This is a genomic window from Telluria sp. ZB4P37 (assembly GCF_059685855.1).
Window position 1 is genome coordinate 167,115 of the sequence record NZ_JCASID010000010.1, and the last position, 26,419, is coordinate 193,533.

21 protein-coding genes and 1 pseudogene are annotated in these 26,419 nt (G+C 63.7%); 9 read left to right on the forward strand and 13 right to left on the reverse strand.

The features are described 5' to 3' along the window. Positions 1-34: 34 nt before the first annotated feature. The 8 genes from AC56K1_RS16450 to AC56K1_RS16485 form a co-directional block, all read right to left on the reverse strand. The gene (locus AC56K1_RS16450; protein ID WP_497158869.1) at positions 35-1,171 is read right to left on the reverse strand and encodes a T6SS immunity protein Tli4 family protein; all 1,137 of its coding nucleotides are present in this window, start codon (positions 1,169-1,171) and stop codon (positions 35-37) included. Between the two features lie 92 nt (positions 1,172-1,263). Further along, positions 1,264-2,847 (reverse strand): T6SS immunity protein Tli4 family protein, encoded by a 1,584-nt coding sequence (locus AC56K1_RS16455; RefSeq protein WP_497158870.1) that lies wholly within the window; start codon positions 2,845-2,847, stop codon positions 1,264-1,266. 119 nt (positions 2,848-2,966) lie between these two features. Continuing rightward, positions 2,967-4,673, reverse strand: a complete 1,707-nt coding sequence (locus AC56K1_RS16460) for an esterase/lipase family protein (RefSeq protein ID WP_497158871.1) — start codon at positions 4,671-4,673, stop codon at positions 2,967-2,969. Beyond that, positions 4,670-7,501: a type VI secretion system Vgr family protein gene (locus tag AC56K1_RS16465; protein WP_497158872.1), complete on the reverse strand. Its 2,832-nt coding sequence runs from the start codon at positions 7,499-7,501 to the stop codon at positions 4,670-4,672. The genes AC56K1_RS16460 and AC56K1_RS16465 overlap by 4 nt, the downstream gene beginning before the upstream one ends. Before the next feature lie 128 nt (positions 7,502-7,629). Then, complete coding sequence (locus tag AC56K1_RS16470; RefSeq protein ID WP_497158873.1) at positions 7,630-8,442, reverse strand: TatD family hydrolase; 813 nt, start codon at positions 8,440-8,442, stop codon at positions 7,630-7,632. Positions 8,443-8,445: 3 nt separating this feature from the next. Then, positions 8,446-9,147, reverse strand: coding sequence for a lipoprotein-releasing ABC transporter ATP-binding protein LolD (gene lolD, locus AC56K1_RS16475; RefSeq protein WP_497158874.1), 702 nt, complete (start codon positions 9,145-9,147; stop codon positions 8,446-8,448). Beyond that, positions 9,140-10,405: a lipoprotein-releasing ABC transporter permease subunit gene (locus AC56K1_RS16480; protein WP_497158875.1), complete on the reverse strand. Its 1,266-nt coding sequence runs from the start codon at positions 10,403-10,405 to the stop codon at positions 9,140-9,142. Before AC56K1_RS16480 ends, lolD begins: the two co-directional genes overlap by 8 nt. 72 nt (positions 10,406-10,477) lie before the next feature. Then, positions 10,478-11,755, reverse strand: coding sequence for a lipoprotein-releasing ABC transporter permease subunit (locus AC56K1_RS16485; protein WP_497158876.1), 1,278 nt, complete (start codon positions 11,753-11,755; stop codon positions 10,478-10,480). A 145-nt stretch (positions 11,756-11,900) separates the two neighbouring features. On the opposite strand from AC56K1_RS16485, the gene AC56K1_RS16490 reads away from it, so the two are divergent. After that, complete coding sequence (locus AC56K1_RS16490) at positions 11,901-12,917, forward strand: hypothetical protein (protein ID WP_497158877.1); 1,017 nt, start codon at positions 11,901-11,903, stop codon at positions 12,915-12,917. 38 nt (positions 12,918-12,955) lie between these two features. Next, the gene (gene recJ / locus AC56K1_RS16495) at positions 12,956-14,650 is read left to right on the forward strand and encodes a single-stranded-DNA-specific exonuclease RecJ (RefSeq protein ID WP_497158878.1); all 1,695 of its coding nucleotides are present in this window, start codon (positions 12,956-12,958) and stop codon (positions 14,648-14,650) included. Positions 14,651-14,681: 31 nt separating this feature from the next. On the opposite strand, the gene AC56K1_RS16500 is transcribed toward recJ, so the two are convergent. Beyond that, positions 14,682-15,143: a YybH family protein gene (locus AC56K1_RS16500; protein ID WP_497158879.1), complete on the reverse strand. Its 462-nt coding sequence runs from the start codon at positions 15,141-15,143 to the stop codon at positions 14,682-14,684. Positions 15,144-15,273: 130 nt separating this feature from the next. On the opposite strand from AC56K1_RS16500, the gene AC56K1_RS16505 reads away from it, so the two are divergent. The 3 genes from AC56K1_RS16505 to AC56K1_RS16515 are packed head-to-tail and all read left to right on the forward strand — an operon-like array spanning position 15,274 to position 16,731. Beyond that, a complete protein-coding gene (locus AC56K1_RS16505; RefSeq protein WP_497158880.1) occupies positions 15,274-15,711 on the forward strand; it encodes an MbcA/ParS/Xre antitoxin family protein in 438 nt (145 codons plus the stop codon). 2 nt (positions 15,712-15,713) lie between these two features. Further along, positions 15,714-16,397 carry an RES family NAD+ phosphorylase gene (locus AC56K1_RS16510; protein ID WP_497158881.1) on the forward strand — a complete coding sequence of 228 codons (684 nt, stop codon included), beginning with the start codon at positions 15,714-15,716 and terminating at the stop codon, positions 16,395-16,397. Between the two features lie 13 nt (positions 16,398-16,410). Beyond that, positions 16,411-16,731 carry a DUF2288 domain-containing protein gene (locus tag AC56K1_RS16515; protein WP_497158882.1) on the forward strand — a complete coding sequence of 107 codons (321 nt, stop codon included), beginning with the start codon at positions 16,411-16,413 and terminating at the stop codon, positions 16,729-16,731. 69 nt (positions 16,732-16,800) lie between these two features. On the opposite strand, the gene AC56K1_RS16520 is transcribed toward AC56K1_RS16515, so the two are convergent. Together AC56K1_RS16520 and AC56K1_RS16525 are read right to left on the reverse strand one after the other, a co-directional pair. Next, positions 16,801-17,187 (reverse strand): tetratricopeptide repeat protein, encoded by a 387-nt coding sequence (locus tag AC56K1_RS16520; protein WP_497158883.1) that lies wholly within the window; start codon positions 17,185-17,187, stop codon positions 16,801-16,803. Then, positions 17,184-19,196 carry a bifunctional 2',3'-cyclic-nucleotide 2'-phosphodiesterase/3'-nucleotidase gene (locus tag AC56K1_RS16525; protein ID WP_497158884.1) on the reverse strand — a complete coding sequence of 671 codons (2,013 nt, stop codon included), beginning with the start codon at positions 19,194-19,196 and terminating at the stop codon, positions 17,184-17,186. Before AC56K1_RS16525 ends, AC56K1_RS16520 begins: the two co-directional genes overlap by 4 nt. Positions 19,197-19,351: 155 nt before the next feature. On the opposite strand from AC56K1_RS16525, the gene prfB reads away from it, so the two are divergent. The 3 genes from prfB (at position 19,352) to lysS (ending at position 22,685) form a co-directional block, all read left to right on the forward strand. Next, positions 19,352-20,462, forward strand: a protein-coding gene (gene prfB, locus AC56K1_RS16530; RefSeq protein WP_497158885.1) for a peptide chain release factor 2 whose coding sequence is annotated in 2 segments (ribosomal slippage) — positions 19,352-19,432 and positions 19,434-20,462 — 1,110 coding nt in all. Because the reading frame shifts where the segments join, the coding sequence is not laid out codon by codon here. After that, the gene (locus AC56K1_RS16535) at positions 20,462-21,121 is read left to right on the forward strand and encodes an HAD family hydrolase (RefSeq protein WP_497158893.1); all 660 of its coding nucleotides are present in this window, start codon (positions 20,462-20,464) and stop codon (positions 21,119-21,121) included. Before prfB ends, AC56K1_RS16535 begins: the two co-directional genes overlap by 1 nt. Positions 21,122-21,149: 28 nt before the next feature. Further along, positions 21,150-22,685: a lysine--tRNA ligase gene (gene lysS / locus AC56K1_RS16540; RefSeq protein WP_497158886.1), complete on the forward strand. Its 1,536-nt coding sequence runs from the start codon at positions 21,150-21,152 to the stop codon at positions 22,683-22,685. 131 nt (positions 22,686-22,816) lie between these two features. Here the strand turns inward: lysS and ppnN are convergent, their stop codons facing one another. Further along, a complete protein-coding gene (gene ppnN / locus AC56K1_RS16545; RefSeq protein ID WP_497158887.1) occupies positions 22,817-24,187 on the reverse strand; it encodes a nucleotide 5'-monophosphate nucleosidase PpnN in 1,371 nt (456 codons plus the stop codon). A gap of 279 nt (positions 24,188-24,466) precedes the next feature. Between ppnN and AC56K1_RS16550 the strand changes: the two genes are divergently transcribed. Continuing rightward, the gene (locus AC56K1_RS16550; RefSeq protein WP_497158888.1) at positions 24,467-25,969 is read left to right on the forward strand and encodes a peptide MFS transporter; all 1,503 of its coding nucleotides are present in this window, start codon (positions 24,467-24,469) and stop codon (positions 25,967-25,969) included. 201 nt (positions 25,970-26,170) lie between these two features. Here AC56K1_RS16550 and AC56K1_RS16555 read toward each other — a convergent pair. Continuing rightward, positions 26,171-26,419, reverse strand: a pseudogene (locus AC56K1_RS16555) (hypothetical protein); the annotation flags it as partial.

Here is a 26,419-nt window from a genome sequence, read left to right on the forward strand (position 1 = left end):
AATGGGCGGTCGGGCACTGCTTGCCGGCGCTGCCCTAGTTCCCGAACTGGGTTGGCGGCCACTCGAGCTGGCCAATCCGTTGCGATGTTGCTGCGTGCAAGCGAATGCTGGACGTGATCATGTCCCATAGGTCAAGTGCGGCGCCCTCCGATAATGAGGGTGGAACTGTTCCAGCAATGCCGGTGCCCGTGTTCATCCTGAAAACAAGGTGGGGAATGAGTACATCATCCTCTGTTCCGCCTACTTCCCACCAGGAGCTGTAGACACGCGCCTTGTTTTTCTCGACTATCGATTCAAGCAATCCTTCGCCGGCCAGGCCGCTAGTTTGCCGCGGCGCCGCCTGTAACTTCGAGACGCGCATTCTTTCTCCGATGGACAGCCGACCAAGCGCGGACTCGGACCTGGCCAGAAGGCCATGCTCATCGGGCTTGAGTCCGGCTGACAACATCAGCATCAGATCGATGTCGGGGTGACTCGGCAAGCGCGCCAATATCGTTATCCGTTCGCCCTGATTGGCGATGAGCGGACCGCGGGAATAAACGCGACCAACGCAAAACCCGGGTTCCATGGGAATGTCGTTCCTCGGGTTCGGAACCAGCTGAGGGACAAGCCTCGGGAGTCTGCCAACCTGGTCAGGGCAGTAATCGTCGGCCGCCAGATCGATACTGATTCCGGCGACGTGCGCAAGCGCCTCAGCCGCAACACCTTCATACCGGTAGCGCTCAAGTTCCAGACCATTCGTCGCAGTGCCTTCCGTCACAGCGCGGCTGTGAACGAAGATCTTTCCGGCGACGCCGCTGTCGGTCGTCACATCCTTTGCCGATTCAAGATTTCCGTTACCGCCACGCCGGTCCGGTTTGGCCTTGATCTGTGCCTCTCGTTCGGCAAGACGCTGTTGAAACTCGCCGGTGCTTTCAATAAAAGCCGCGATGGCAAAGCCATCAATGCGAGCCTGGGAAAGTTCTACCTGCGCTGCCTCAGGCAGGTCGAGCAGGAACCTGCCGACACAGGCTGACATCATTTTCTTGGTTACTCCTGCCGGCTTTTGCACCTCCACGTGCGCCACCTCATGCTTATCCGGCATCTGACCGACGGCCCAAGCGGCGGCCAATGCCGCACAGGCGATTCCGACGAATACTTTTACCATCTTCCTACGGAGAATCCGGTGCATTACCGCTCCTCGAAATCGGTACGTGGAGACAGGCGTTCGTCCATTTCCACCGTCCCTCACCGCTTGGGCAGGCCCGGCTCCGAATAACTGCGCTATGCGTTGCGCGCCGCCGTGTCGTCTGCGCGGTATGCGCCTTCGTCGCCGTTCTGTTCGTGTCGTACCAGTTGCCAGGCGCTGCGCCGATGGATGTGTTCAGGATGGGAAGATCCTTTCACCGGCACCGGCGCCCGGAATGTGGCGGGCGGAAGCGAACTTCCCGCGGCGAACCATCTTGTCCCATCCAGCGCATGACTGTCCTCGCAACGCCACCAACCGGATGCAGGACAGGTCGTGCCCGTTTTCGCAACGCTGCCGATTGGCGCCTGGGACAAGCCATATGGCACGACGCCGGCAGGCACACTCCCGTTTTCCGACCCAGCCATTGCGTGTGCCAGTATTGGGGACGGTTGCAATCGCGCGGAGCTGCGTTTATCGGCCAGCTTCCACATGGTTCGACTGCCGCTTTCATAACTGGGCCGCACGCCGCGCAATCGTTCCCAGAGCGTTTGGGGTGGCAGCAACAGCGCTTGTGGCATATGCTGTCCGGCCCGAAGATACTGGCGTTGTCCGCCAAGGACATCCACGCCGCTTCCGCCGTCGCAGCATTGCCACCATCCGGTGTGTGGACAAGCTTCGCCCGAGAACGCGGTCGTACCCAGCGCGGTCACGACCGCTTTTGGCGCCGCAGCCTGGGCATCTTCAGTCGGTCTCGGTCGGATACTGCTGGCGATGCGTTCCCACAATGCGAACAGTGCTTCTTCCGATAGCGTCGACTGTACCGGCTTGCCGCCGCTAACGGGATTCGTACCCGAGTCAAGCTCCAGCGTCAGGAGGGGCGCATAGATGTCCTTGCGCTTGCCAGGCATCTCCCATTGAAATGAATATCCGGTCGTGAGGTTCGGTTCACGCACGCGCAGCACAAGCTCCTGGCCTTCCAGGCCATTGATCGCACGCTCGGCTTCTCGTAAGGTCGTGAATGCAAGCCGCATATAGATCGGCTCTCTTTCAGCCGCCTTTGCATTACGCTCCAATAGCCCGGGCGCCGAAGCCATGCGAGACATTGACGAAAAAACGATGTTGACGTCCGCATGACCCGGCAATCCTGCGAAAAGTACCAGGCTCTCGGTACCCAGATGTTCGTAAGGGTCCAGCACGATGGCACGGTCAAAACAAAATCCGGGCTGGCGCGGCACCTGCTCGGCCTCGATCGGGGCGACTTGGGCTAAGAGACGCGCCAGATCGCCCACCTGGTCGGGATCGATCCAGTCGACATTGGCAGTGATGCTTACTCCTGGGAGCCGCAACATGCTGCGAGCACTGACCGTCTCGCTCATCGTCATGCGGTCACCTTCCGGAACCTTGGTGCGCTGGCGGTTATAGACGAATATTTTTCCTTGCGCATTGCCGATGGCAAGCTGCTTCACGGATTCCAGGCTGGGACGGCCATCTTCACCTTGCTGCTCCTTCAGCTTGGTCTCGGTATGGCGCAGACGAGCTGCAAACTCTTCGTCTGTTTCGTCAGCCGTACTCGAAATGTCGTAACCCCCGACAAAGCCGCGCCCAATACTCACCTGTGCTTCGGCCGGGAGATCGATCAGAAACCGCCCTACGCACACTGTTTTCATCTTCTTCGTCATTTGCGCTACCTTTTGCCTGTCTTGTACCGCTTGCACGGAACTTGCGAGCACGGATACAACCGTCATCGCCAACGCCAGAAGTCCTGCTGTCCATCGTGCTCTCCGCCTGCCTGGCCACTTCATTGCACATCCTGCACAATCTTGACAATGAGATGACGTGTCAGGACGAGCATGTCTGCATGCTCGAAGCTCTCCTGATGGCGGAATCCACCCGCGGAAAAAACCTGGCGCACATGCGATTCGGGTCCCGCGCCCGACTGCACTGGAACCGTTTCATCGCCGTGGGCATCCTGCGGCCAGACCTTGAAGCGCAGACGCAGGCCTTGGTCGATCTCGACTTCGCGCGACCCGTCCTCTCCGAGAGCAATCAGCTTTCCCGAATTCACATTGCCTTTCGTCAAGGCAATCGGATTATTGCGAGACTCCCGTGCGACCCATCGAATCTGGCCATACGTCTTGAGCGAACGATCGGTGCCGTGAAATGTATAGGTATTCGGGTGGTAATATGGTTTGCCGATTTCCTTATTACTGCCGCCCACCGTCAGAATTTGCGTGTGAAAGCGTTCTGCCGCATCGATGCTTTTGAGGATTGCTTGCCGGACCCCATTCTTCGATTTGGCATACTTTCCAGCGGGGTCGGCAAGTGCGGGATCGATCATGCGGTACCACGACTGCATGTCACGGTAGAAGTCATACGGGTTACCGACGGGCAGCTCTATCAGGTCGCGCACTTCGTCATTTTTGTTCACCGTTCGCACTGTCTTAATCGTCAACCACGGTTTCGGGTAAAGATGGTTTGGCAGTAACTGCAGAACGCCACTCGAGAGGGCCATTACCGGCGTCGTTTCGGCACTCGTATCACCCACGATCTCGGCAAACTTCGCTGCCCTGACATTGTCGGTGAGTCGGTTGGAGAAATTCCCTCCTTCGGTACCGCATGCAATTCGGCGATAGGCGACTGGGGCGCCTAATGCCGGCATGACGCCGTGAACGATGCCGGCGATATCCGGTGCGCTTCCATCCCCCGGCGGACTTTGCCTGGCGCATGCGCGCGCCACCAGCCCTCCCATTGAATGGGTTACCAATATCACCTGCCGACAATCGTGCTTGCGATCAGTCCAAAACTTCTTGATCTTGTTGATACGCCGACGCAGGGCCATGGCGGAAAGTTCGCATGAGTCCAGCCAGTTATAGCCGAAGGCGTAGACGGGGTACTGATACTCAGCGTACTTTTTCAGCTCCGGTTCGGTGACCCGGGCAATATTGCGTACGCCCCAGCGCTTCGGATCATACTGCATGACCTGGCGCCAGGATGGCCTTACTTCATATACTCCCTGAGGAGACCGCCAGTACGTTTTGTCGAGATGGCGCTGCAATCCGCTGAGAAGGCTCCCGTAGGATGCCGCATGGATTTCTCCCCATCCGCGTTCACGCATGACTGAATCGTCGAGGGCGCAAGCCGGATAGGCGAGATCACCGCCATCATCGACCTCGAGAATTGCAGCATCGAGAATACGTTGCCGTTGCAGTGGATCGCGGTCGGACCATTTCCTGGCTTCGCGATATCCATCCAGCGCCCCGCCAGGCGGGCGCCATGCAGGTTCGCCGGGTTGCAGCGCGTTGTTGGGAGCGGGTTTCAGGTCCCGGCGGGCGCGCAGATTCGAACCCATCATGCCCGGCACAAAAATCACCGGAATCACCTTGCGCGACCCAACCGTCACGCGTGCGCGCACCTTGAAGGAGGTCGGCGTCGCAACCGTATGTGCCACCAGGCTGCCATCGGCTTCGACTCTCGGCTGGTGGATGGGGCGAGTCGGCTCGCTCATGCCTGGCCTGTACCGGGAAGATCCAGGTCGTCGTCCGGCAGCAGGCGCACCTCGATGTCGCCCATCGCATAGGTGTGAAGCACATCGGTGCGCCCTTCGTCGTCGGTTACGCCTTCGATGGTGGTGCCGTCTTCGTGGCGCGCGATGTAGCGCCGGCCCTTGGCGGGCATGCCGGTCTGGCGGTCGAGCACGATGATGCGCTCGTCGGTTTCGAGCTCGGTGGTCGGCAGCGCCAGCCCGACCGGTGCGCCCCCGCCGCCGACCACATGCTCGATCGTCGCGGCCTTGACCACGTGGCGGTTGTTCGACTGGTGGGTAATGGTGCCGGCGTCCCAGTTAGTCTGGGCGCCTTGCGACACGATCTTGACGCTGGGGGCTTCCAGCTCGATGCCGCCGGCTGCGACCAGGCTGATGCGACCGGCCGACTTGATCTCGATGTCGCCGCGGTGGGTCTGGACCACCACGTTGCCGCGTCCTGCGATCAGGCGCAGGCCCAGTTCGTGGGCGAACAGGCTCATGGCGCGCGAGGCCCGGAGGAACAGGCTGCGGCCGGCGGCCACCTCGGCATCGCCGGCCGATACAACGTCGATCTTTTGCTGGGCGCCGAGGGCGATGCTGTCTTCGCTACCGAGGATGATGCCGGCCGGGCCGGTTGCCGCGACCAGCGGCGCGCCGCCGTCGGTGCCGCCGGGGGCCAGGTTGGAGCCGGCGTGCCAGCGGCGCAGTTTATTGTTCAGTTCGGCCAGCCGGGGCTTGGCCTGCTCGTCTTCGCCGTGCTCGCTCGCCAGCCGACCCAGCTCGTCGAGCACGCCCTGCATGAGTTCACCAATGCCGACCAGGCCCTCGCGCTCCAGTTGCCCGGCACCCTCGTTGTCCTTGCCGCCGGCGCTGATCAACACGCCTTTTCCGCCGCGCAGCGCGACGGCCTCGTCGCTGCGCAGCTCGGCGCCCTCGCCGCGCGCCCCGGCCTTGCCATTCGTGCGCGGCTGGGCCAGCCAGCCGAGGTTCAGGCTGGAGGCGCCGTGCTCGCTTGCCAGCTGGACGCCGATCTCGGCGGGGGTATCGTCGAACATGAGTTGCCCGGCACGGCCGGCGCCGACCTCGCGGCTGCGCAGGCCCGACAGGTAGCGGTTGCCGGGCAGCTCGCCCTCGCCGCCCAGCGCCGGCGGTTGTGCGCGCTGGTTGAATAACTGCGACAGGATGACGGGCCGGTCCGGGTCGCCGCCCATGAAGGCCACCAGGACTTCGGTGCCCACGCGTGGCAGGCCGAGCGCGCCGCATTGCTGGCGGCTCCCGGGACCATTGCCGGCCCAGCTCGACGACACCCGCACCCAGGCCGAATCGGCCGGCGTATCGGACACCCCCGCCCCATGCGCATGCTTGTGGTCGGCCGCGCGCATGCCGGGAAAACGGATCTTGACCCGCCCCAGCGAATCGCAATGCACTTCCTCCCCCGGGGGACCGGTAACGATGGCGCTTTGCAGCTCCGGGTGCGGCAGGTCGAGCCGCGGATCGAAGGCCGGCGCCAGCGGGATGCCGCGGCGCACGGCGTCGAAGCGCATCCGCACGCGCACGCCGTCGCCGGCCACCGGGTGCTCGTTCGGGGCCAGCATGGCGCGGTCCGGGCTGTAGGGCCCCATCAGGCGGCGCACCCGGACCGAGAGGTCGGCCGGCAGGTTGTTCTCGGCTTCCATCCACACCGCCGTGACGACGAAGTCGCGCTCGGCTTCCGGGTGGGTGTCGATCTCGGGGTGCCCAAGGAGGGTGAAGTACTCGCCGGCGCCCAGGTCGCGCACGCTGCCTTCGCCGTGGAAGCACTTGGTGTCGAATTCGTGGCGGTTCATGCGCACCTGGCCGAGGCGCCAGTGGTCTTCGACGTCGTTGCCGGCGTGCGGGATTTCGACCAGGTAGTCGTCGAGCGTGGCGGCCAGCGCATTGCCGCTGCGGCCCTGGTCGGCCATGCCGCGCGCGGTGGCGGTCATGAACTGGGTGCCTGCGGGGTTGCGATAGTCCCAGCTGTGGCGGGTGATGCTGCCCGGCTGCAGCCGGCGGGCGGCGCACCAGGACACGATAGTGTCGCGTTCTTCCGTGGCATCCATGCGGTGGTAGCGCACGCTGCCCGCGGCGCTGCGCGGCAGCGAGGCGCCGTCTGAGAACATCACCAGGGTGTGGACGGGGGTGTCGTCGGATTCCTGCTCTGCCGCGCCGGCGCGCGCGCGCCCCGGGCGGAAGGTCCAGCCGATGCCGCGCCGCTTGAGCAGGCGCCGCACGAACGACGCGTCGGACTCGTTGTACTGCATGGTCTGTTCGCGCGGCGGGAACTGGCGCATGTCGAACAGGGGATCGAGTTCGTAGTCGAAGGCGCTGGCCATGACGCTGTTCGATTGGCGCCACTCGTCGAACAGGACCTGCACGATCTCGAGCTCGTTCTGATAGCGGAATACCCGGCTGTTGACGCGCTTTTCCATGACCGCCAGCGCATCGCGCATGACCAGCTGGTAGACGGCCAGGCCGCCGTCATGGTCGCCGGCGCGCGCCTCGGCCACGATGCCGCAGATGCTGCGCAGCTGGCCGCGGTCGGTCACCAGCTGCAGTTCGGCGGGAAGCGCAATGAGTTCCTTGAGCGGGATGCGTGGCGTTTCGGCGACGCAGGTAATGACATATTCGAATCCGCCGCAGATGGATTCGTGGCCCTGCACGCGCTGGGGCAGCAGCAATTCGTCGGAGAGGTGGTCGGCGTGGCCGAGCCGCAGCCGGATGGGCCGATGGGCGCTCGTCAGCGATTTCTCGTGCCTCAGCATCCGCAGGAATTCGCTCGCACTGTCCAAGTCCGTCTCCCTGTTCTCGTGGCTGCCGTCGCAGCGAAGAGTGCATATTGGCAGAACGGAAGAGCCGGGCATTGCGGCCCGTCATCAAGAAAAACGAACTTCCCGGCGGGGAGACGGTCGGGAAGCGGTCAGCCGGGCGACAGTCCCGGGAAGGATGCGAGCCGCGGGATCGCGGCGAGGGAATTGCGGTGCACGGCCTCGCGCAGCTCGGCTTCGCCGATCCCGCGCAGTTCGGCCAGGGCGGTGCCGATGCGCGGCAGCTGGTCGGGGGTATTCCGGCCCGGGTGAATCCAGCTCGGCGCCATGTCCGGCGAATCCGTCTCCAGCACGATGGATCCCAGGGGCAGCTCCGTGGCCAGGCGGCGGATCTGGAGCGCGCGGGTAAAAGTCATGGCGCCGCCGAAGCCCAGGTGCAGACCCAGGTCGATGAAGGTCTGCGCCTGCTGGAAGCTGCCGTTGAAGGCGTGGGCGATCCCGCCAGGTGGGCGGATCTGGCGCAGGTGCTTGAGCACCTGGTCCTGCGAGCGCCGCACGTGGGTCATCACGGGCAGCTCGAAGTCGCGGGCGATGCGCAACTGCGCGCGGAAGAAGCGCTCCTGCTTCTCGCGCATGGCCGGTTCGCACAGCAGCGGGATGAAGTAATCCAGGCCGATTTCGCCGATGCCGACAAAACCCGGGTCGCCCAGCGCCGCTTCCACGGCGGCGCGCAACACGTCCAGGTCTTCGTCCTGCGCCTGGGGCACGCAGATCGGGTGTATGCCCAGCGCATAGCTGACGTTCGGGGCCCTGGATGCGAGATCCGCGACGGCGCCGAAATTACCCCTTTCGACCGCCATCGCCACGATCACCGATACCCCTGCGCCTGCCGCTTGCGCCGCCACGTTCAGTGACTGCGCGCCGAATTCGTGGGCGTCGAGGTGGCAATGGGTGTCGATCCACATGGTTCAGGTCTCGGCCGGCTGCAGCCCGTGTTCGGTCAGGCGCAGCACGCGGTCGCAGCGGCGCGCCAGTTCCATGTCGTGGGTGACGATGACAAAGGCCGTGCCGAGGGTGCGCGACAGCTCCAGCATCAAATCGAAAATGGTCTGGGCGGTGCTGTGGTCGAGGTTACCGGTGGGCTCGTCGGCCAGCACGCAGGCCGGCTGGGTCACCAGGGCGCGCGCCAGGGCCACGCGCTGGCGCTCGCCTCCGGAGAGCTCGCCCGGCCGGTGCACGACCCGCTTGCCAAGGTTCACGCGGCCCAGGATCGTCTCGGCCTTCTGCAGCGCAGTCTCGCGCGCTTCGCGGCGGATCATCAGCGGCATCATGACATTGTCCAGCGCCGAGAATTCCGGCAGCAGGTGGTGGAACTGGTAGACGAAGCCCAGCGACGAGTTGCGCAGGTCGCCGCGGCGGGTTTCGGACAGGGTGGCGAAGTCCTCGCCCAGCAGCGTGACGGCGCCGGTCGATGGGGTGTCCAGGCCGCCCAGCAGGTGCAGCAGCGTCGATTTTCCCGAGCCCGAGGCGCCGACGATGGCGACCCGCTCGCCGCGGTGGATCTCGAAGTCGATCCCGTCCAGCACCTTGACGGTGTAGTCGCCCTGCTTGAAGGTCTTGCCCAAGCCGCGGCAGGATAGCACCGGAGCGTTGTTCGATGGATTACTCATAACGCAGCGCCTCCGCCGGTTTCACACGCGAAGCCGACCAGCTCGGGTAAATGGTCGCCACAAACGCCAGCAGCACCGAGACGCCGCCAATTCTGGCCACGTCCGGCCAGCGCAGCTCGGACGGCACGGCGCTGATCAGGTAGATATCTTTCGACAAGAACTGCACTCCCAACAAATGTTCAATAAACGGGACGATGGTATCGATGTTCAGGGCCACCAGCACGCCCCCGCCGACGCCCAGCAAGGTGCCGAGGATGCCCACCAGCGCGCCCTGCACCATGAAGATCTTTTGAATCGAGCGCGGCGAGGCGCCCAGGGTGCGCAGGATCGCGATGTCGGCCTGCTTGTCGGTCACCGTCATCACCAGCGTCGACACCAGGTTGAAGGCGGCCACCGCGATGATCAGGGTGAGGATGATGAACATCATCTTCTTTTCGGTCTGTACGGCAGCGAACCAGTTGGCATTGAGCCTGGACCAGTCGCGCATTTCCAGGTCGCCCGGCATGCTCTTCTTCAGCTCACCGGCCACGATCGGCGCCTCGTGCATGTCCTCGACCCGCAGGCGCAGGCCCATCGGCGCATCCAGCCGCTCCATGCGCTCGGCATCCTCGATGTGCACGAAAGAGAGGGCCGCATCGAATTCGAAATGGCCGGCCTCGAAGATACCGGCGACGGTAAAGCTGCGGCTGCGCGGCAGCAGGCCGGCCGGCGTCACCTGGCCTTTGGCCAGCAGCATGGTCACCTTGTCGCCGATGCCCACGTTCAGCGCACGCGCCAGCGCATAGCCCAGCACGATGTTGAACGAGCCGGGCTTCAAGGCATCGAGGCTGCCGGCCTTGATCTGTTTGCCGATATCCGAAACCTGCGCTTCCTGGCCGGGCAGGATGCCGCGGATGACCGAGGGACGCATCACGCCTTCGCCCACCAGCATGCCCTGGGTCTCGACGAAAGGCGCGGCGCCGCGCACGGCCGGGTTGCGGGCGGCTGCCTGTGCCGCTTCGCGCCAGTCCGGCATGCTGCCGCGGTTGTCGAACACCTCGATGTGCGCCAGCACCGACAGCATGCGGTCGGTGACCTCTTTCTGGAAGCCGTTCATCACCGACAGCACGATGATCAGGGCGGCAACGCCCAGCGCGATGCCGGACACGGAAATCAGGGAGATGAAGGAAATGAAGCTGTTGCGGCTACTTCCCTTGCCGGCGCGCGTGTAGCGCAGGCCGACCAGCCATTCATAGGGCAGGTTCTGGGTGATGCTCATGCTGTATAGCCTTGTTTTTCAAGGCCGCAGTGTGCCATACAAGCTTCGTTCAGGACAGGGTTCGGCACCGGCTTATTCATAGCGCAGCGCCTCCGCCGGTTTGGTGCGCGAAGCCGACCAGCTCGGGTAGAGCGTGGCCAGGAAGGCCAGCAGCACGGCCACGCCGCCGATCCAGCCGACGTCGCCCCAGCGCAGCTCGGACGGGATCTCGCTGATCAGGTAGACCTCCTGCGACAGGAACTGCACCTTGAAGCTGCGTTCGATGAAGGGCACGATGACGTCGATATTCAGTGCCACCAGCACACCCAGCCCCACGCCCATCAGCGCGCCGAGCACGCCCACCAGCGTGCCCTGCACCATGAAGATGGTCATGATCGAGGGCGGCGAGGCGCCCAGGGTGCGCAGGATGGCGATGTCGGACTGCTTGTCGCGCACCGTCATCACCAGGGTCGAGACCAGGTTGAAGGCTGCCACTGCCACGATCATGGTCAGGATGATGAACATCATGCGCTTTTGCGACTCGACGGCGGCGAACCACATCGCATTGACCTTCGACCAGTCGCGGATGAACAATTCGCCCGTCATGCTGGCCTGGAGCTGGCTGGCGACCTGGGGCGCGCGCTGCATGTCGGCCAGGCGCAGGCGCAGGCCGCCCGGGGCGGACACGGCGGCAAGCTCCTGCGCATCCTGGATGTTGGCGAAAGCGAGCGTCGAGTCGAACTCGAAATGGCCGGCCTCGAAGATCCCGGCCACGGTGAGCGGGCGCGTGCGCGGCATGGTGCCCGCGGCCTGGCCGGGCACGCCGCCGCCGCTTGAGGCCATGAGCAGCGTGATGCGGTCGCCCACGCGCACGTCGAGCGATTGCGCCAGCGCGCGGCCGATGATGATGTTGTAGGAGCCCGGGGCGATGACGTCGAAGCGGCCTTCGCGCATGTGCTTGGCGACGTCCGACACAGTCGTTTCCTGCGCCGGATCGACCCCGCGCAGCAGCACCGGCTTCATCACGCCGTCGCTGAGCAGCATGGCCTGGGTCTCGACGAAAGGCGCGGCGGCGCGCACTTCCGGGTTGCGCAGGGCTTCCTGGCTCGATGCACGCCAGTTCGGCATCGAACCGCTGGCGTCGAATACTTCCACATGGGCCAGCACCGACAGCATCCGGGCCGTCACTTCCTTCTGGAAGCCGTTCATCACCGACAGCACGATGATCAGGGCGGCCGCGCCCAGCGCGATGCCGGCAACCGAGGCCATCGAAATGAAGGAAATGAAGCTGTTGCGCCCGCTGCGCTTGCCCGCGCGGGTGTAGCGCAGGCCGACCTGCCACTCGTAGGGCAGCTTGTGGGTGATGCTCATGAAATCCGGTTGTTGGTTTGCCAACCCGACAGTTTGCCAGACATCGGCGCTTCCTGTCGCAAAAACGTGCGCTCGGGCTCCAGCTCGGCCGCACCGGGCCGGTGCATGACCGTCGCGATAGGAGTATTTGCCTTAAAATGGCGGCATGTCCCACATAACGCTTGTCCTGCCCCACCTGCTCCCGCTTCCCGAATTCGCGCCCGATCTGGTACGAGCCCTGCAGGCCCCGATGCTGGCCTCCCTGCTCACCCGCACCAATGCGTATCAACGCAGCGCGGCGGTGGATACCGCACGCGCCTTGCCGCACGAGCAGTGGCTGGCGCGCATCCTTGGCCTGGCCCAGGACGGGCAGCCGGCCTTCGCCGCCGCCGCCATGTGCGGCTTCGGGATCGATCCCGGCGACGGTACCTGGTTCATCGTCAACCCGGCCCACGTGCAAATCGCGCGCAGCCACTCGATGATGGCCGACCTGCGCCACCTCGGCTTGAGCGAAGGAGAAGGCCGCGCCCTGTTCGAAGCGGCGCAGCCCCTGTGCGAGGAAATCGGCCGGCCCCTGCGCTATGGCGACGCCCAGACCTGGTTCCTGCGCGCCGACGACTGGGCGCATATCGACACGGCCACGCCGGACACCGTGGTGGGCATGGACCTGACCGACTTCGTGCCGCGCGGGCCGCGCGCGCTGGCCTACCGCAAGCTGCAGAACGAAGTGCAGATGGCCTGGTACACCCATCCGGTGAATGCCGCGCGCGAGGCGAAGCGCCTGCCGGCCGTGAACGCCTTCTGGCTGTGGGGCGCTGCCGCCGCCGGCACGCCGCTGGCCGGGCAGGTCACCAGCGTCAATGCGCCGGGCTGGATCCGTGCGCTTTCGAACCGCAAGACCGACTCGCTGGACGACATCGAAGGCGCCCTGGCCCAGGACGGCCTGCTCTACGTCGGCAGCCTGGCCGACGCCGCGATCGCCGCCGACTGGGGCATCTGGCTGCAGCAGGTCCAGCAGCTGGAAGACAAGCTGTTCACCCCCCTGCATGCGGCGCTGGTGCAGGGCCGCGTCAAGCGCCTGGACCTGGTATTGAGCCACCGCGACGCCCTTGCCGAATTCACTACCACCGCCATGGCCCAACGCAAGTTCTGGCGCCGGCCGACCCTGGATCGACTGATTTGAACCCTGCAAGCACTGAAAAAAGCACGAACACCGGCACCATGACCCGCATCACCACCCGCCCCTGCCCCTTCCGCACCTCCGAGATGCTGCGCCAGGGCGGCGTGCACCCGGTCCTGGCGCGCATCTATGCCTCGCGCGGCCTGGTCGATGCCCGCGAGCTCTCCAGCGAACTGGCGGCCCTCGTGCCGCCCGGCGCGCTGATGCAGATCGATGCCGCAGCCGTCTTCCTGGCCGACGCCATCGCGGCCGGCAAACGCATGACCATCGTCGCCGACTACGACTGCGACGGCGCCACGGCCTGCGCGGTCGCCCTGCGCGGCCTGCGCATGATGGGCGCGACCGTCGACTACATCGTGCCGAATCGCTTCGAGTACGGCTACGGCCTGACCCCGGAGATCGTCGAACTCACGGCGCGTGAAAAAGCGCCGGACATCATCATCACGGTCGACAACGGCATTGCCAGCATCGACGGCGTATTGGAAGCCAACCGGCGCGGCATCGAGGTGGTTGTCACCGACCACCACCTGCCGGGCGACGCCCTGCCGCCGGCGCGCGTGATCGTCAACCCGAACCAGCCCGAGTGCGGCTTCCCGAGCAAGCACCTGGCCGGCGTGGGCGTGGTGTTCTACGTGCTGCTGGCGCTGCGCGCCGAAATGCGCCGGCGCGGCGTGTTCGACGCCCGGACCCAGCCCAAGCTCGACAGCCTGCTCGACCTGGTGGCCCTGGGCACCGTGGCCGACGTGGTGCGGCTGGACGCCAACAACCGCATCCTGGTCGCGCAGGGCATCAAGCGCATGCGCGCGGGCCGCATGCATGCCGGCGTGGCCGCGCTGTTCCGGGTGGCGGGCCGCGAAGCGCGCTGCGCCTCGCCTTTCGATCTGGGCTTCGCGCTCGGCCCGCGCCTGAATGCCGCCGGCCGGCTGGAAGACATGTCGCTCGGGATCGAATGCCTGGTCACCGACGACCCGGGCCGCGCCTGGGCCATCGCCCAGCAGCTCAACGACATCAACCTCAAGCGCCGCGAGATCGAAGCGGACATGCAGGACACCGCCCTGCTGCACCTGGACAGCTTCGAGCCGGCCAGCAGCAGCACGATCAGCGTGTTCGACCAGGGCTGGCACCAGGGCGTGATCGGCATCGTCGCCTCGCGCCTCAAAGAAAAATTCTTCCGGCCGACGATTACCTTCGCACCGGGCATGGATGGCTGGATCAAGGGCTCGGGCCGCTCGATCCCGGGCTTCCACCTGCGCGACGCGCTCGACCTGGTGTCCAAGCGCGTACCGGGCCTGATCGACAAGTTCGGCGGGCATGCGATGGCAGCGGGCCTGACCATCCGGGCCGACCATTTCGACACCTTTTCGCAGGCCTTCGAAGCGGTCGGCAATGCCTGGCTGACCGCGGCGCAGCTCGAGCGCATCGTCGAGACCGACGGGCCGCTCGAGGATGAGTATTACTCGACCCAGTTCATCGAGCTGATGGATGGGCAGGTCTGGGGCCAGGGCTTTGCGCCGCCGGTATTCTGCGACGAATTCCGCGTGGTCAGCCAGCGCATATTGAAAGAGCGGCACCTGAAACTGCTGCTGGAAAAGAACGGCCGGCGTTACGATGCGATCTGGTTCGGGCATACCGCCAGCCTGGCGGACCGGGCGCGGGTGGCGTTCAGGCTGGACGCGAACGAATATAACGGCGTCACGAAAGTACAGCTGCTGGTCGAGCACGCCGAATCCGCATGAATTCGGATGGCGGGCGCCGGCCCGCCGTTCATCATTTCTTTGGTGGCGGCAAACCGAAATCCGAGCCGCGGTCGAATACCACTTCCCATTGTCCCGGCGCTTTCAAACGCCAGATCGAATTGAAGCGCCCGATGCGCTTGCCGGCGGCATCGAATACCGGCCCGCCGCTATACGCCAGCGTGCCCGATTCCACCACCTCGACTTCTTCCGGCTCCCACGAGAACGGGGCCTGCGCCCCGGCATAGAACTGGCGCCAGCCCTTGACGATCGCGCCCTTGCCGCGCAGCTTGCCCTGGGCCGACATGAAAATCGCCTCATCGGCCAGGAAACGCGCAAAGCCGTCGATATCGCGGGTTTTCATGGTGGAGGCGAAAGCGCGTTCCGCATCCATGACCTGTTTTTTCAGGTCGCCATTCGATTCGCGCGCGCCGGCAGCCGTGGCGGCAAGCAGCATCAGGCATACAGAAACAACAGAAAGCAAACGCAGGCGCATTGGTTGATCCTTTCCTAAGCCTTTCTAATTTGCAAGATTAATAATTCTGTCATGGGTGTCCACTCATTACAACTCATAGTTGCAATGATTACGGAATCGGAGTATAAAGAGTCCAAATACGGAGGATTCCATGAGCCTAGCCTACTGCTACCCGAAGAGCCGGTTTGAGACGGCGGTGCTGGTCGACCTGAATTCGCGCAGCGAGCGCGAGCGGCTTTCCAGCTCCGCATTAAAAGGTTTTTTCAAGCTGGCAGCCGCCTGGGGCGTGCGCGACGACGATGCGCGCGAGCTGCTTGGCGGCCTCTCGTCGTCCTCGTATTACGACTGGAAGAAGCATCCCGACCGGGTGCTCGAAGTCGACCGCATTACCCGCGTGTCTTACCTGCTCGGCATCTACAAGGCCCTGCACATCCTCTACGGCGACAAGCTCGCCGACGAATGGATCCATCTCCCGAACACCAATCCCGTCTTCGCCGGCCGCACGCCGCTCGCCTATATGCTGGGGGGCGGCCTGATCGCCATGCAGACCGTGCGCAAATTGCTGGACGCGCGCCGCGGAGGCCTCTGATCTTGCCGGTGCTGCATAAACTTACCCAGCTGCGCCAGATCGATACTTGCCGCCTGATCCCGTCGCGCTTCGCCGACGTCGAGGATTCCGTCCTCGCGCCGCTGGCCGAGAACCATGACATCCTGCGCGACCTGTTCGACCTCGACAACGCCACCAACGAGCGCCTGCGCGGCGAGTCCGGCCTGCTGCCCGGCATCGGTATGGACGAACTGGTGTTCGGCGTGCCGAACTTCCGCATCATCAACGCGGCCTACACCTATGCCCGCCCGGAAGGCAGCCGCTTCAACGACGGCGAGCGCGGCGCATGGTATTGCGCCTTCGCGGCCGAGACGGCGCTGTGCGAAGTCATCTTCCACAAGACCGTCGAATACCAGGAAATCAACCGCTTCGACGACAGCGTCACCTACCAGTCGCTGCTGGCGGATTTCAGCGCCGCCTTCCACGACTTGCGCGGCGTGGAGGCGCATACAGCCTGCCTCGACCCGGGCAGCTATATCGCTTCGCAGGCCCTGGCCGGCGAGCTGCTGGAGGCGGGCTCGATGGGCATCATCTATCCGAGCGTGCGCCATCCGGGCGGAATCAACCTTGCCTGCTTTCGTCCCGCACTGGTGGGGAACGTGCGCAAGGCGCAGACCTATCGGTTAACATGGGCGGGTTCGCCGCAACCGGCGGTCGACATTATTTGAAGACGTAAAACGTATGAAGACGAATCCAGAAAAAGACACCGAACTGCACGACAAGATCAACCGCGAAACCGGCCGCGTCAAATGGAGCGAGCTGGATCGCCATTTCGCGAGCGGGTCGGTGATCTACGTAAGCGCGGAGCTGGACCTGATCGACGTGGCGCTGCGCATTGCGCACGACGACAGGGACAGCATTGCGAAGTGGATGGCGGCAGGGACGCTGGCCCGGGTCAGCGACCAGCAGGCGCTGTCATGGACCGAATCGGATGCGACGCTGTGGGCGTCTGTGGTGAGTCCGTTTGTGCTGGTGCAGGTGGAGAAGGGGTCGCTGCATTAAGTTCGTTCGTCGCTGCTCAAGCAAATTGGGTTCCCGCGAAGGCGGGGAATCCAGGCTGAACGCTAACCGCTAACGCTTCCCCTCACCCCGATGCGTCAACGCATGCGCGGCCCTGCGCATCAACCGGGCCGACTTTTGCGGATCGGGCTCCAACAAGGCCAGCTGCTGCCACGCCTCCGGATAATCCAGCTCCGCCGCGGCCTCCAGCCAGCGCCGCGCCGCTGCTTCGTCGCGCGGCACGCCCTGTCCGTCCAGCAGCATGTTCGCCAGCACGAACATCGCTTCCGGCATCCCGCGCGCCGCCGCCACGCCCAGCCAGTGCGCGGCCAGTGCAGGATCGCCGCTGCGGTAGGCCAGGGCCCGCCGGAAAGCGATATCGCCTTCGTCACCATGCTGCGCCATCACGGGCTGGGCCAGCACCAGGGCAGCCAGCGCCGCAATCAAACCCCGCTTCATTTCGACAGGTCCACCGCGTACAGCGCCGCACCCTTGCCGCGTCCGTCGTCCGCCGCCAACTGCGTGACGTTGTGCAGGCCCGCCTCATGCGCCAGGCCGATCATGCCGGGGGCCGAAGAAAACACCACCGGCCCTGCCGTCTTTACTTGCACAAAACGCCAGCTGCGCGCTGTTCCGTTTGCCTGGCGCGTCAGCTGCTTCGCCTTCTTCACGTAAGCAATCAGGATGTCGCGGTTGTTGTCGGGCGAAGCGATGACGGTGAGGCTGCCGTCCAGGGCCGGGAAGTTGCCACCGCCGCTGGCCCGGTAGTTATTGGTCGCGACCAGGAACGCCTGCCCGGGCGCCACCGGCTTGCCGCGCCAGGACAGGTTGCGAATCCGGTCGCCCGGCGCGCTGGTCACGTCGATCTCGTAGGACACCTCAAGCGAAGTCATCGTGTCGAAGTTATAGCCCGGCACCGCCGCATTGACGAGCGGCTGCGCTTCAGGCTTCGACGGATCGATCGTATTGAAACGCTGGGCAGACTTTTCCAGCCATGCCTTGAGCTGGGCGCCGTTGACCTTCACCGCATACAGCGCGTTCGGGTACAAATAGAGGTCGGCCGCATTGTTCAGCGCGAGGTCGCCCGGCTTCACGTCCGTGTAGTCCGCCGGCCCGGCCACGCCGCTTTTAAACGGCGCCGATACCGACAGCACCGGCAGGCCCTTGTACTGCGGCAGGTTGGCTGCGACGTAGTCCGCCACGTAAGCGGCCTGCGCCTGGTTGACTACCTCAATGGCCGAGACGTCACCCACGTCGGCGAAATAGCTCGACATGCGGAAATCGGTCGAGCCCACCGGCGTCTTTACGTAGCGGATGGTCGCCTCGTGCTCTTCCTTCACAAGGGCCATCACGGCGGGATCGGCATCGACGAAGGTCTTGCCGCCCGTTTGCGCGGCGCGCGTTTCGACGACCGTTTTGTCCTTGTCCACCATCCAGCGCTTGCCGTCATGCCTGAGCTGCAGCTGGATCACGCCCAGGTGCTTGCCCCACAGGTTAGCCATCACCGTCGGCACGCCGTGCACTGTTCCCCTGGCCTTGTCCACGCCGGGCAGGTTGAATTGCGGGACGTTGCTGGTACTGTTGGGGAACAGCTGGTGCGAATGTCCCAGCAGCATGGCATCGATGCCTGCGACCCGCGCCAGGTGCCAACTGGCGTTTTCCATCGCCGGCGTGTACGGGCCGTTATCCAGGCCACCGTGGGAGATGGCGATGACGAGATCCGCGCCCTTCTTGCGCATCTGGGGAAGGTATTTCCGCGCCGCCTCGCGCACGCCGGTGGTGTAAACGCGGCCCTCGAGCCAGCGCTTATCCCAGGACATGATGGTCGGCGGCGTGAAACCGATGATCCCGACCCGTACGGTCGCGGTGACCGGCTTGCCCTTCGCATCAAATGCGCTGACCTGCTTGTCGATGATCGTGTAAGGGCTGAACAGCGGCTTCTTCGTCTTGCTGCTGTAGACGTTGGCCAGCACCATGGGGAAGGCCGGGCCGGCGCAGCGCTTTTTCTGTTTGATGCCGGCGACCTGGAAGCGGCTGCCCGTCACCTGGCTGAGGAAGCCCAGCCCGTAGTTGAATTCGTGGTTGCCGATCGCCGCACCGTCGTATTTCAATCGGTTCATGATCTTGTAGATGCCCAGGGTCTCGCCACAGCCCAGCGGCTTCACGAGGGCCTGGTAATCGGCCAGTGCATTACCCTGGATCGTGTCGCCATTATCGAGCAGCAGGGTATTGGCGAATTCCTTGCGCGCCTGCTGGATGAGCGTCGCGGTGCGATCCAGGCCATGCGAAGGCTCGGCCACCAGCTTGTAGTAGTCGTAGCCGACCACGTTGGCATGCAGGTCGGTGGTTTCCAGCACGGAGAGCAGCGTGGTCGTGCCGCTTGCCGGCTTCTTGGCGGCCAAGGCAGGAAGGCTGATGAGCGCGGGCAGCAGCGCGATGTAGGTTTGATAACGCAGGAAGGTGGCCATGGCGGATCCGGGGTAGAGAACCGGGCGATGATAAGGCAGCGCCGGGCCATGGGGCAAGGAATGCCGGCACCAGGGCTAGCCGTGCTGCTGCTCCAGGAGCGTCCTGGGGTATAATCGAAGGTTCGATTTAACCTACTTACCGGATTGCCCAGACCATGGAAGCTGAACGCATCAACGCCATTTCCGCCCTGCTTAACGACCTGACCGGTCGTGAAGCCGAACTTCGGAGGTATCTTTGACTTCGATCGGAAGTCAGAGAAACTAGAGCAGGTCAACGAAGAACTCGAAGATCCGACCGTCTGGAACGACCAGAAGCGGGCCCTGGATCTCGGTAAAGAAAAGAAGGCGCTGGAAGGCGTCGTGCACACGCTCGAGAAGGCGAAAGCCGATCTCGCGGACGCTGCCGACCTGTTCGGCATGGCGCGCGAAGAAGGCGACGACGACACCATGGAGGCGGTCAGCGCTGACGTCGAAGCCGTCGGGAAGATCATCGAGCAGATGGAGTTCCGCCGCATGTTCTCCAACCCGATGGACCATGCGAACTGCTTCATCGACATCCAGGCCGGCGCCGGCGGCACCGAAGCCCAGGACTGGGCCTCGATGCTGCTGCGCCAGTACCTGCGCTATTGCGAACGCAAGGGCTTCAAGGCCGAGATCCTGGAACAATCCGACGGTGAAGTCGCCGGCATCAAGACCGCGACCATCAAGGTCGATGGCGAGTACGCCTATGGCCACCTGCGCACTGAAACCGGCGTGCACCGCCTGGTGCGCAAGTCGCCATTCGACTCGGCCAACGGCCGCCACACTTCGTTCACCTCGCTGTTCGTGTATCCGGAAGTGGACGATTCGATCGAGATCGAGATCAACCCGGCCGACGTGCGCATCGACACCTACCGCGCGTCCGGCGCGGGTGGTCAGCACATCAACAAGACCGATTCCGCGGTGCGCCTGACGCACGGCCCATCGGGCATCGTCGTGCAGTGCCAGAACGACCGCTCGCAACACCGCAACAAGGCCGAAGCGTGGGACATGCTGCGCGCCAAGCTGTTCGAGCTCGAGATGCGCAACCGCATGAGCGAGCAGCAGAAGCTGGAAGACTCCAAGACCGACGTCGGCTGGGGCCACCAGATCCGTTCCTACGTGCTGGACCAGTCGCGCATCAAGGACTTGCGTACCGGTTTCGAGACCGGCAACACCAAGAACGTGCTGGACGGCGACCTGGACGACTTCATCTCGGCGTCGCTCAAGCAGGGCGTCGGCGCGTGATGCGAGCCAAGCGCGCCTTCGTCTTCGACATGGACGGCACCATCGTCGACAACATGGACTTCCACACGCAGTCCTGGATCACCTTCTTCGAGCGGCGCGGACAAAGCATCGATGCGGACGAATTCTTCCGCACCACCGCCGGCCGCCAGGGCAAGGAGATCATCCGCTCGACCCTGGGCGAGCACCTGGACGACGATGAGGTCGCGGTGCTCAACCACGAGAAGGAATCGGTTTACCGCGAGATCTACGCCCCGCATCGCAAGACGGTAAGCGGCTTCGATGTGCTCGTCGCGCGCGCACAGGCCGAGGGCATCGCGCTGGCCGTGGCCACCGCGGCGCCGCCAGCGAACATCGAGTTCACCCTCGATGGCCTGGACCTGCGCCGCCACTTCGGCGTGGTCGTCGGCGCGGCCGATGTCGCCCGCGGCAAGCCGCATCCGGACGTGTTCCTGAAGGCGGCCGAATTGTGCGGCATCGCGCCCGAGGACTGCATCGTGTTCGAAGACGCGCCGCTGGGCGTGGAAGCGGCGCGCCGCGCAGGCATGCGCTGCGTGGTGCTCACCACCACCCTGCCCGCTTCCAGCTTCGCCGAATTCGACAATGTGATTGCCATCGCCGCCAACTTCTCCGAACTGCCGGCCGAGCTGCTTTTCACCTGAATAACCCAATAAGAACGACCACTCCATCATGACTACGGAAAACCAAGACCAGTCGCCATCACCGGCGTTTGATGAAAACAAGATCATGGCCGAGCGCCGTGCCAAGCTGGCCACCATCCGCCAGCAGGGCATCGCCTTCCCGAACGACTTCGTCCCCCAGCACAAGGCTGCCGACCTGGTGGCCAGCTATGAAGGCAAGACCCGCGAAGAGCTGGAAGCCGAACCGATTCCCGTGGTGATGGCCGGCCGCATGATGCTGCGCCGCGAAGCGGGCAAGAAGGCCGCTTTCGCCACCCTGCAAGACAGCTCGGGTCCGGCCGCTTCCGGCCGCATCCAGATCTACGTCACCCTCGATTCCGCCGGCGAAGCCGCCATGGACGCCCTGCGCACCTATGACCTGGGCGACATCCTGGGCATCGAAGGCACGCTGTTCAAGACCAAGGTCGACGAGCTGACCGTGAAGGTCACCAAGCTGCGTCTGATCGCCAAGGCGCTGCGTCCGCTGCCGGACAAGTTCCACGGCCTGGCCGACCAGGAGACCAAGTACCGCCAGCGCTACGTCGACCTGATCATGAACGAAGAGACGCGCCGCACCTTCAAGGCGCGTACCGCCGCGATGTCGTCGATGCGCCGCTTCATGGAAGAAAACGGCTTCATGGAAGTCGAGACCCCGATGCTGCACCCGATCCCGGGCGGCGCCGCGGCCAAGCCTTTCGTCACCCACCACAACGCGCTGGACATGGAAATGTACCTGCGCATCGCGCCGGAGCTCTACCTGAAGCGCCTGGTGGTGGGCGGTTTTGACCGCGTGTTCGAGGTCAACCGCAACTTCCGCAACGAAGGAGTGTCGGTCCGTCACAACCCGGAATTCACGATGATGGAATTCTATGCGGCCTATACCGACTACAAGTGGATCATGAACTTCACCGAGCAGGTGATCCGCCAGGCGGCGATCGATTCGAACGGCAGCGCGGTCTTGACCTATGGCGGCCGTGAGCTGGACCTGTCCAAGCCCTTCCAGCGCCTGACCATCGTCGAAGCGATCGACAAGTACGCGCCTGGCTATACCCCGGAGCAGCTGAACGACCCGGAGTTCATCAAGCAGGAACTGAAGAAATTCGGCGTCAAGCCGTTCGCCACCGCGGGCCTGGGTTCGCTCCAGCTGTCGCTGTTCGAAGAGACCGCCGAAGCCCTGCTGTGGGAGCCGACCTTCATCATCGACTATCCGGTCGAAGTCTCGCCGCTGGCACGCGCCTCTGACGTGCGCGAAGGGATCACCGAGCGCTTCGAACTGTTCATGGTGGGCCGCGAGATCGCCAACGGCTTCTCGGAGCTGAACGATCCCGAAGACCAGGCCGCACGCTTCCTGGCGCAGGTGGCCGCCAAAGATGCGGGCGACGAGGAAGCGATGTTCTTCGACGCCGACTACATCCGCGCGCTGGAATACGGCATGCCGCCGGCCGGCGGCTGCGGCATCGGCATCGACCGTTTGATGATGCTGATTACCGACTCGCCGAACATCCGCGACGTACTGCTGTTCCCACATTTGCGCAAGGAAGACTGAGCGTTGAGCCGCTGACGCGGCTCAATTGAATAAAAAAGGCGGCCGTGCGAAAGCAGGGCCGCCTTTTGGTTTTCAGCAGTACGGGTAACCCTAGTGCTGATCGGCCAATGGTCCTGATTGATATCAAGCGACTATTGAACGACCGTATAGCAAGGCGTATACGCCTTCCCCGGCAACTTCATGCGGCTCTGCTCCACGAAGGACGCCAGCAGCGCATCCATCGGCCCCATGATCGCGCTTTCGCCCTGGATCTCGTACTTGCCGAACTGCTCGATCGCGCGGATGCCCTCTTCCTTCACGTTGCCGGCAACGATGCCCGAGAACGCGCGGCGCAGATTGGCCGCCAGCACGTGCGCTTCCTGGTTGCGGTGCAGTTTCAGGTTGCGCATGTTCTCGTGCGTCGGGCGGAACGGCTTCTGGAATTCCGGATCGATCTTGAGCCGCCAGTTGAAGTAATAGGCGTCGCTGTGCGCCTTGCGGTGGCCCCGCACTTCGGCAATCCCGGCGGACATCTCCCTGGCCACCAGTGCCGGATCGTCGATGATGATCTTGTAGCGGCGCTGCGCCGCCGGGCCGAGGGTCAGCCCGATGAACTCGTCGATCTGGTCGAAATACGCGCGCGAGGTCGCCGGGCCCGTGAAGATGAGCGGGAAAGGCGTTTCGGCGTTTTCCGGATGCAGCAGGATACCGAGGATATACAGGATCTCCTCGGCCGTGCCCGCGCCGCCCGGGAAGACTATGATCCCGTGGCCGGTGCGCACGAAGGCTTCCAGGCGCTTCTCGATGTCGGGCATGATCACCAGGTCATTCACGATCGGGTTGGGCGATTCGGCCGCGATAATGCCCGGCTCGGATATTCCGAGATAGCGCCCGCCGCTCATGCGCTGCTTGGAGTGACCGATCGCCGCGCCTTTCATCGGCCCTTTCATGGCGCCGGGACCGCAGCCGGTGCAGATATCGAGCTCGCGCAGGCCCAGCGCATAGCCGACTTCTTTCGTGTAGTTGTATTCGATGCGGCTGATCGAGTGTCCGCCCCAGCACACCACCAGGTTCGGGCTGCGCTGCGGCTGCAGCACGTTCGCATTGCGCAGGATATGGAAGACGGCGTCGGTGATGCCATCCGGGCGATTCAAATCGAAGCGCGGATTGTCGGTCACTTCGAAATGGACATAGACGATATCGCGCAGCACCGAAAACAGGTGCTCGTGGATACCGCGGATCATTTTGCCGTCGACGAAGGCGATGGCGGGGGCGCCGCGGATATCGAGCTTGATGCCGCGTTCGCGCTGCAGGATGCTGATGTCGAAACTGCGGTAGCGTTCCAGCAGCTCCTTGCCATCGTCGATCGAACTGCCGCTATTGAGCACAGCAAGTGCGCACTTGCGGAAAATATCGTACAAACCGCCCTTGCTGGTGTCCAGGAGCTTGGTGACTTCTGCTTTCGACAGGACTTCGAGGCGGCCTTCCGGAGAAATGAGGATATCGACTACTTCATGGGTCATGATTTTGTTTTCCCTATCTGGCGATGAAACGGTCTGGCTGGTTACCAATATACGCCAAAGTGCAAGGTTTTGCCCCCACGATAAGGGCAATATGCGGGCACCGCACAAGGGCATATCGCGGCAGGTTCCGCACCAATTTCGACCGTCAATACCACAGCCCGAAAAAGTTCGCTTGCGGTGACCGATTTACACTAAAATGCGTGCCAGTTGGAATTTTCGGGCAACCGATCGCTCCATTAAAAAAACGTCTATTCAGATAACTATTTCGGGAGGACCCGCATGAGCGGTGCAGCTGCTACACCTGGCAATAAGGCCATTCCAGAGTTCAAACAGATCATGGGCCACCCGGCGCCACTGTGGATGCTGTTCATGACGGAGTTCTGGGAGCGCTTCGCCTTCTACGGCATCCGTTGGGCCCTCGTGCTCTACATCGTCTCCCAGTTCCACGGCGGCGATGCCGTCGGCCAGGCCGACGCCAACCTGATTTACGGTTCCTACCTCGCGCTGGTGTATGCCGGCGCCGTCTTCGGCGGCTATGTGGCCGACCGCGTCATCGGCTACCAGCGCTCGATCCTGGTCGGCGCCGTCTTCATGGCGGCCGGCCTGTTCATGATCACGCTGCCGAACGAAGATATCTTCAAGCTCGGCCTGGCGACCATCATCGTCGGTAACGGCATGTTCAAGCCGAACATCTCGGCCATGGTCGGCCAGCTGTATTCGCTGCACGACACCCGCCGCGATTCGGGCTTCACGATCTTCTACATGGGCATCAACGCCGGCGCCTTCTTCGCACCGATCGTGACCGGCCTGCTGGCGCAGGAATTCGGCGACGGCTCGACCCCGGCCTACAAGATCGTGTTCGCGGCTGCCGGTTTCGGCATGCTGCTGGCGCTGGTCTGGTTCTTCATCGGCCGCAAGCAGCTCAAGGGCATCGGCGCCCCGGTCGGCGAACTGGCCAGCTCGAAGCGCCTGATCGGCGTGATCGTCGGTGCGCTGGTCGTGATCCCGGTGGTCTACCTGCTGCTGCGCCTGGGCGCGGCCACCCTGCAGATCGTGCTGTCGGTGATGTTCGTCATCCTGGCCCTGATGCTGATCGTCGAAGGCGTCCGCGAAGGCAAGGTCGCGCGCGACAAGACCATCGCCATGATGATCATCTTCTTCTTCAACATCCTGTTCTGGTGCTTCTTCGAGCAGGCCGGCAGCTCGTTCACCTTCCTGGCCGACCAGATCGTCAACCGCGACTTCTTCGGCTGGGCAATCCCGGTGGCCTACTTCCAGTCGGTGAACGCCGTCGCGATCATCATCTTCGCGCCGATCGTCGCCGCGATCTGGGTCATGCTGGGCAAGCGCAACGTCAACCCGTCGATCCCGCGCAAATTCGGCCTGGGCATCATCATCAACGGCCTGGCTTTCGGCCTGCTGATGTACGCGCTGTCGCAGCTGCTGGACCCAGTCGGCCAGATCCCGGCATGGACCCTGCTGGCCGTGTACACGATCCAGTCGATCGGTGAACTGTGTCTGTCGCCGATCGGCCTGTCGATGGTCACCAAGCTCGCTCCTACCCGCCTGGTGGGCCTGGGCATGGGCGGCTGGTTCCTGTCGACCGGTATCGGCAACAATCTGTCGGGCATCTTCGCCTCGCACGTCTCGGGCGACCAGGGCATGTCGGTGGCCTCGGCACTGGACGGCTACACCTCGGGCTTCTGGATCCTTCTGATCGGCGGCGGGCTGCTGTTCCTGCTCGCACCGCTGATCCAGAAACTGATGCACGGCGTGAAGTAAGCGTCTTCCGTACTTCTGAAAACGGCGGCCCGCGGGCCGCCGTTTCTGTTTGTGCGCTGTCGGTATTCTGCTGAATTGGATCGCGGCCCGCGCCGGGATGACGGTCTTGAGGCTAGTGGTGCAATGCCGCGCGGCCACGTCCCAAGGCACGTCATCCCCGCGCAGGCGCACTGGTGTCCAAGATAATTCGATACCTCTTCACTAGAGTGCCCCCGGCCGCTTCGAGGGCACTGTTCTAGCTTGTTTTGGACGCGTTCGGGCAGGCTTCGTGTTGATCACGGGAGGCTCGAACAAAGTGGCAGTAATCAGGCTGAGGCAATGCCATAGCGTGTGGTTGATGCCATGCGCCTGCTTGTACAACGCGACCAGCAAGTATGAAATCAAGGCCGTCACAATTTGGATATGCACGGCATTTGGACTGCGTCCGAAGAATGCTTTGATCTTCAGGTG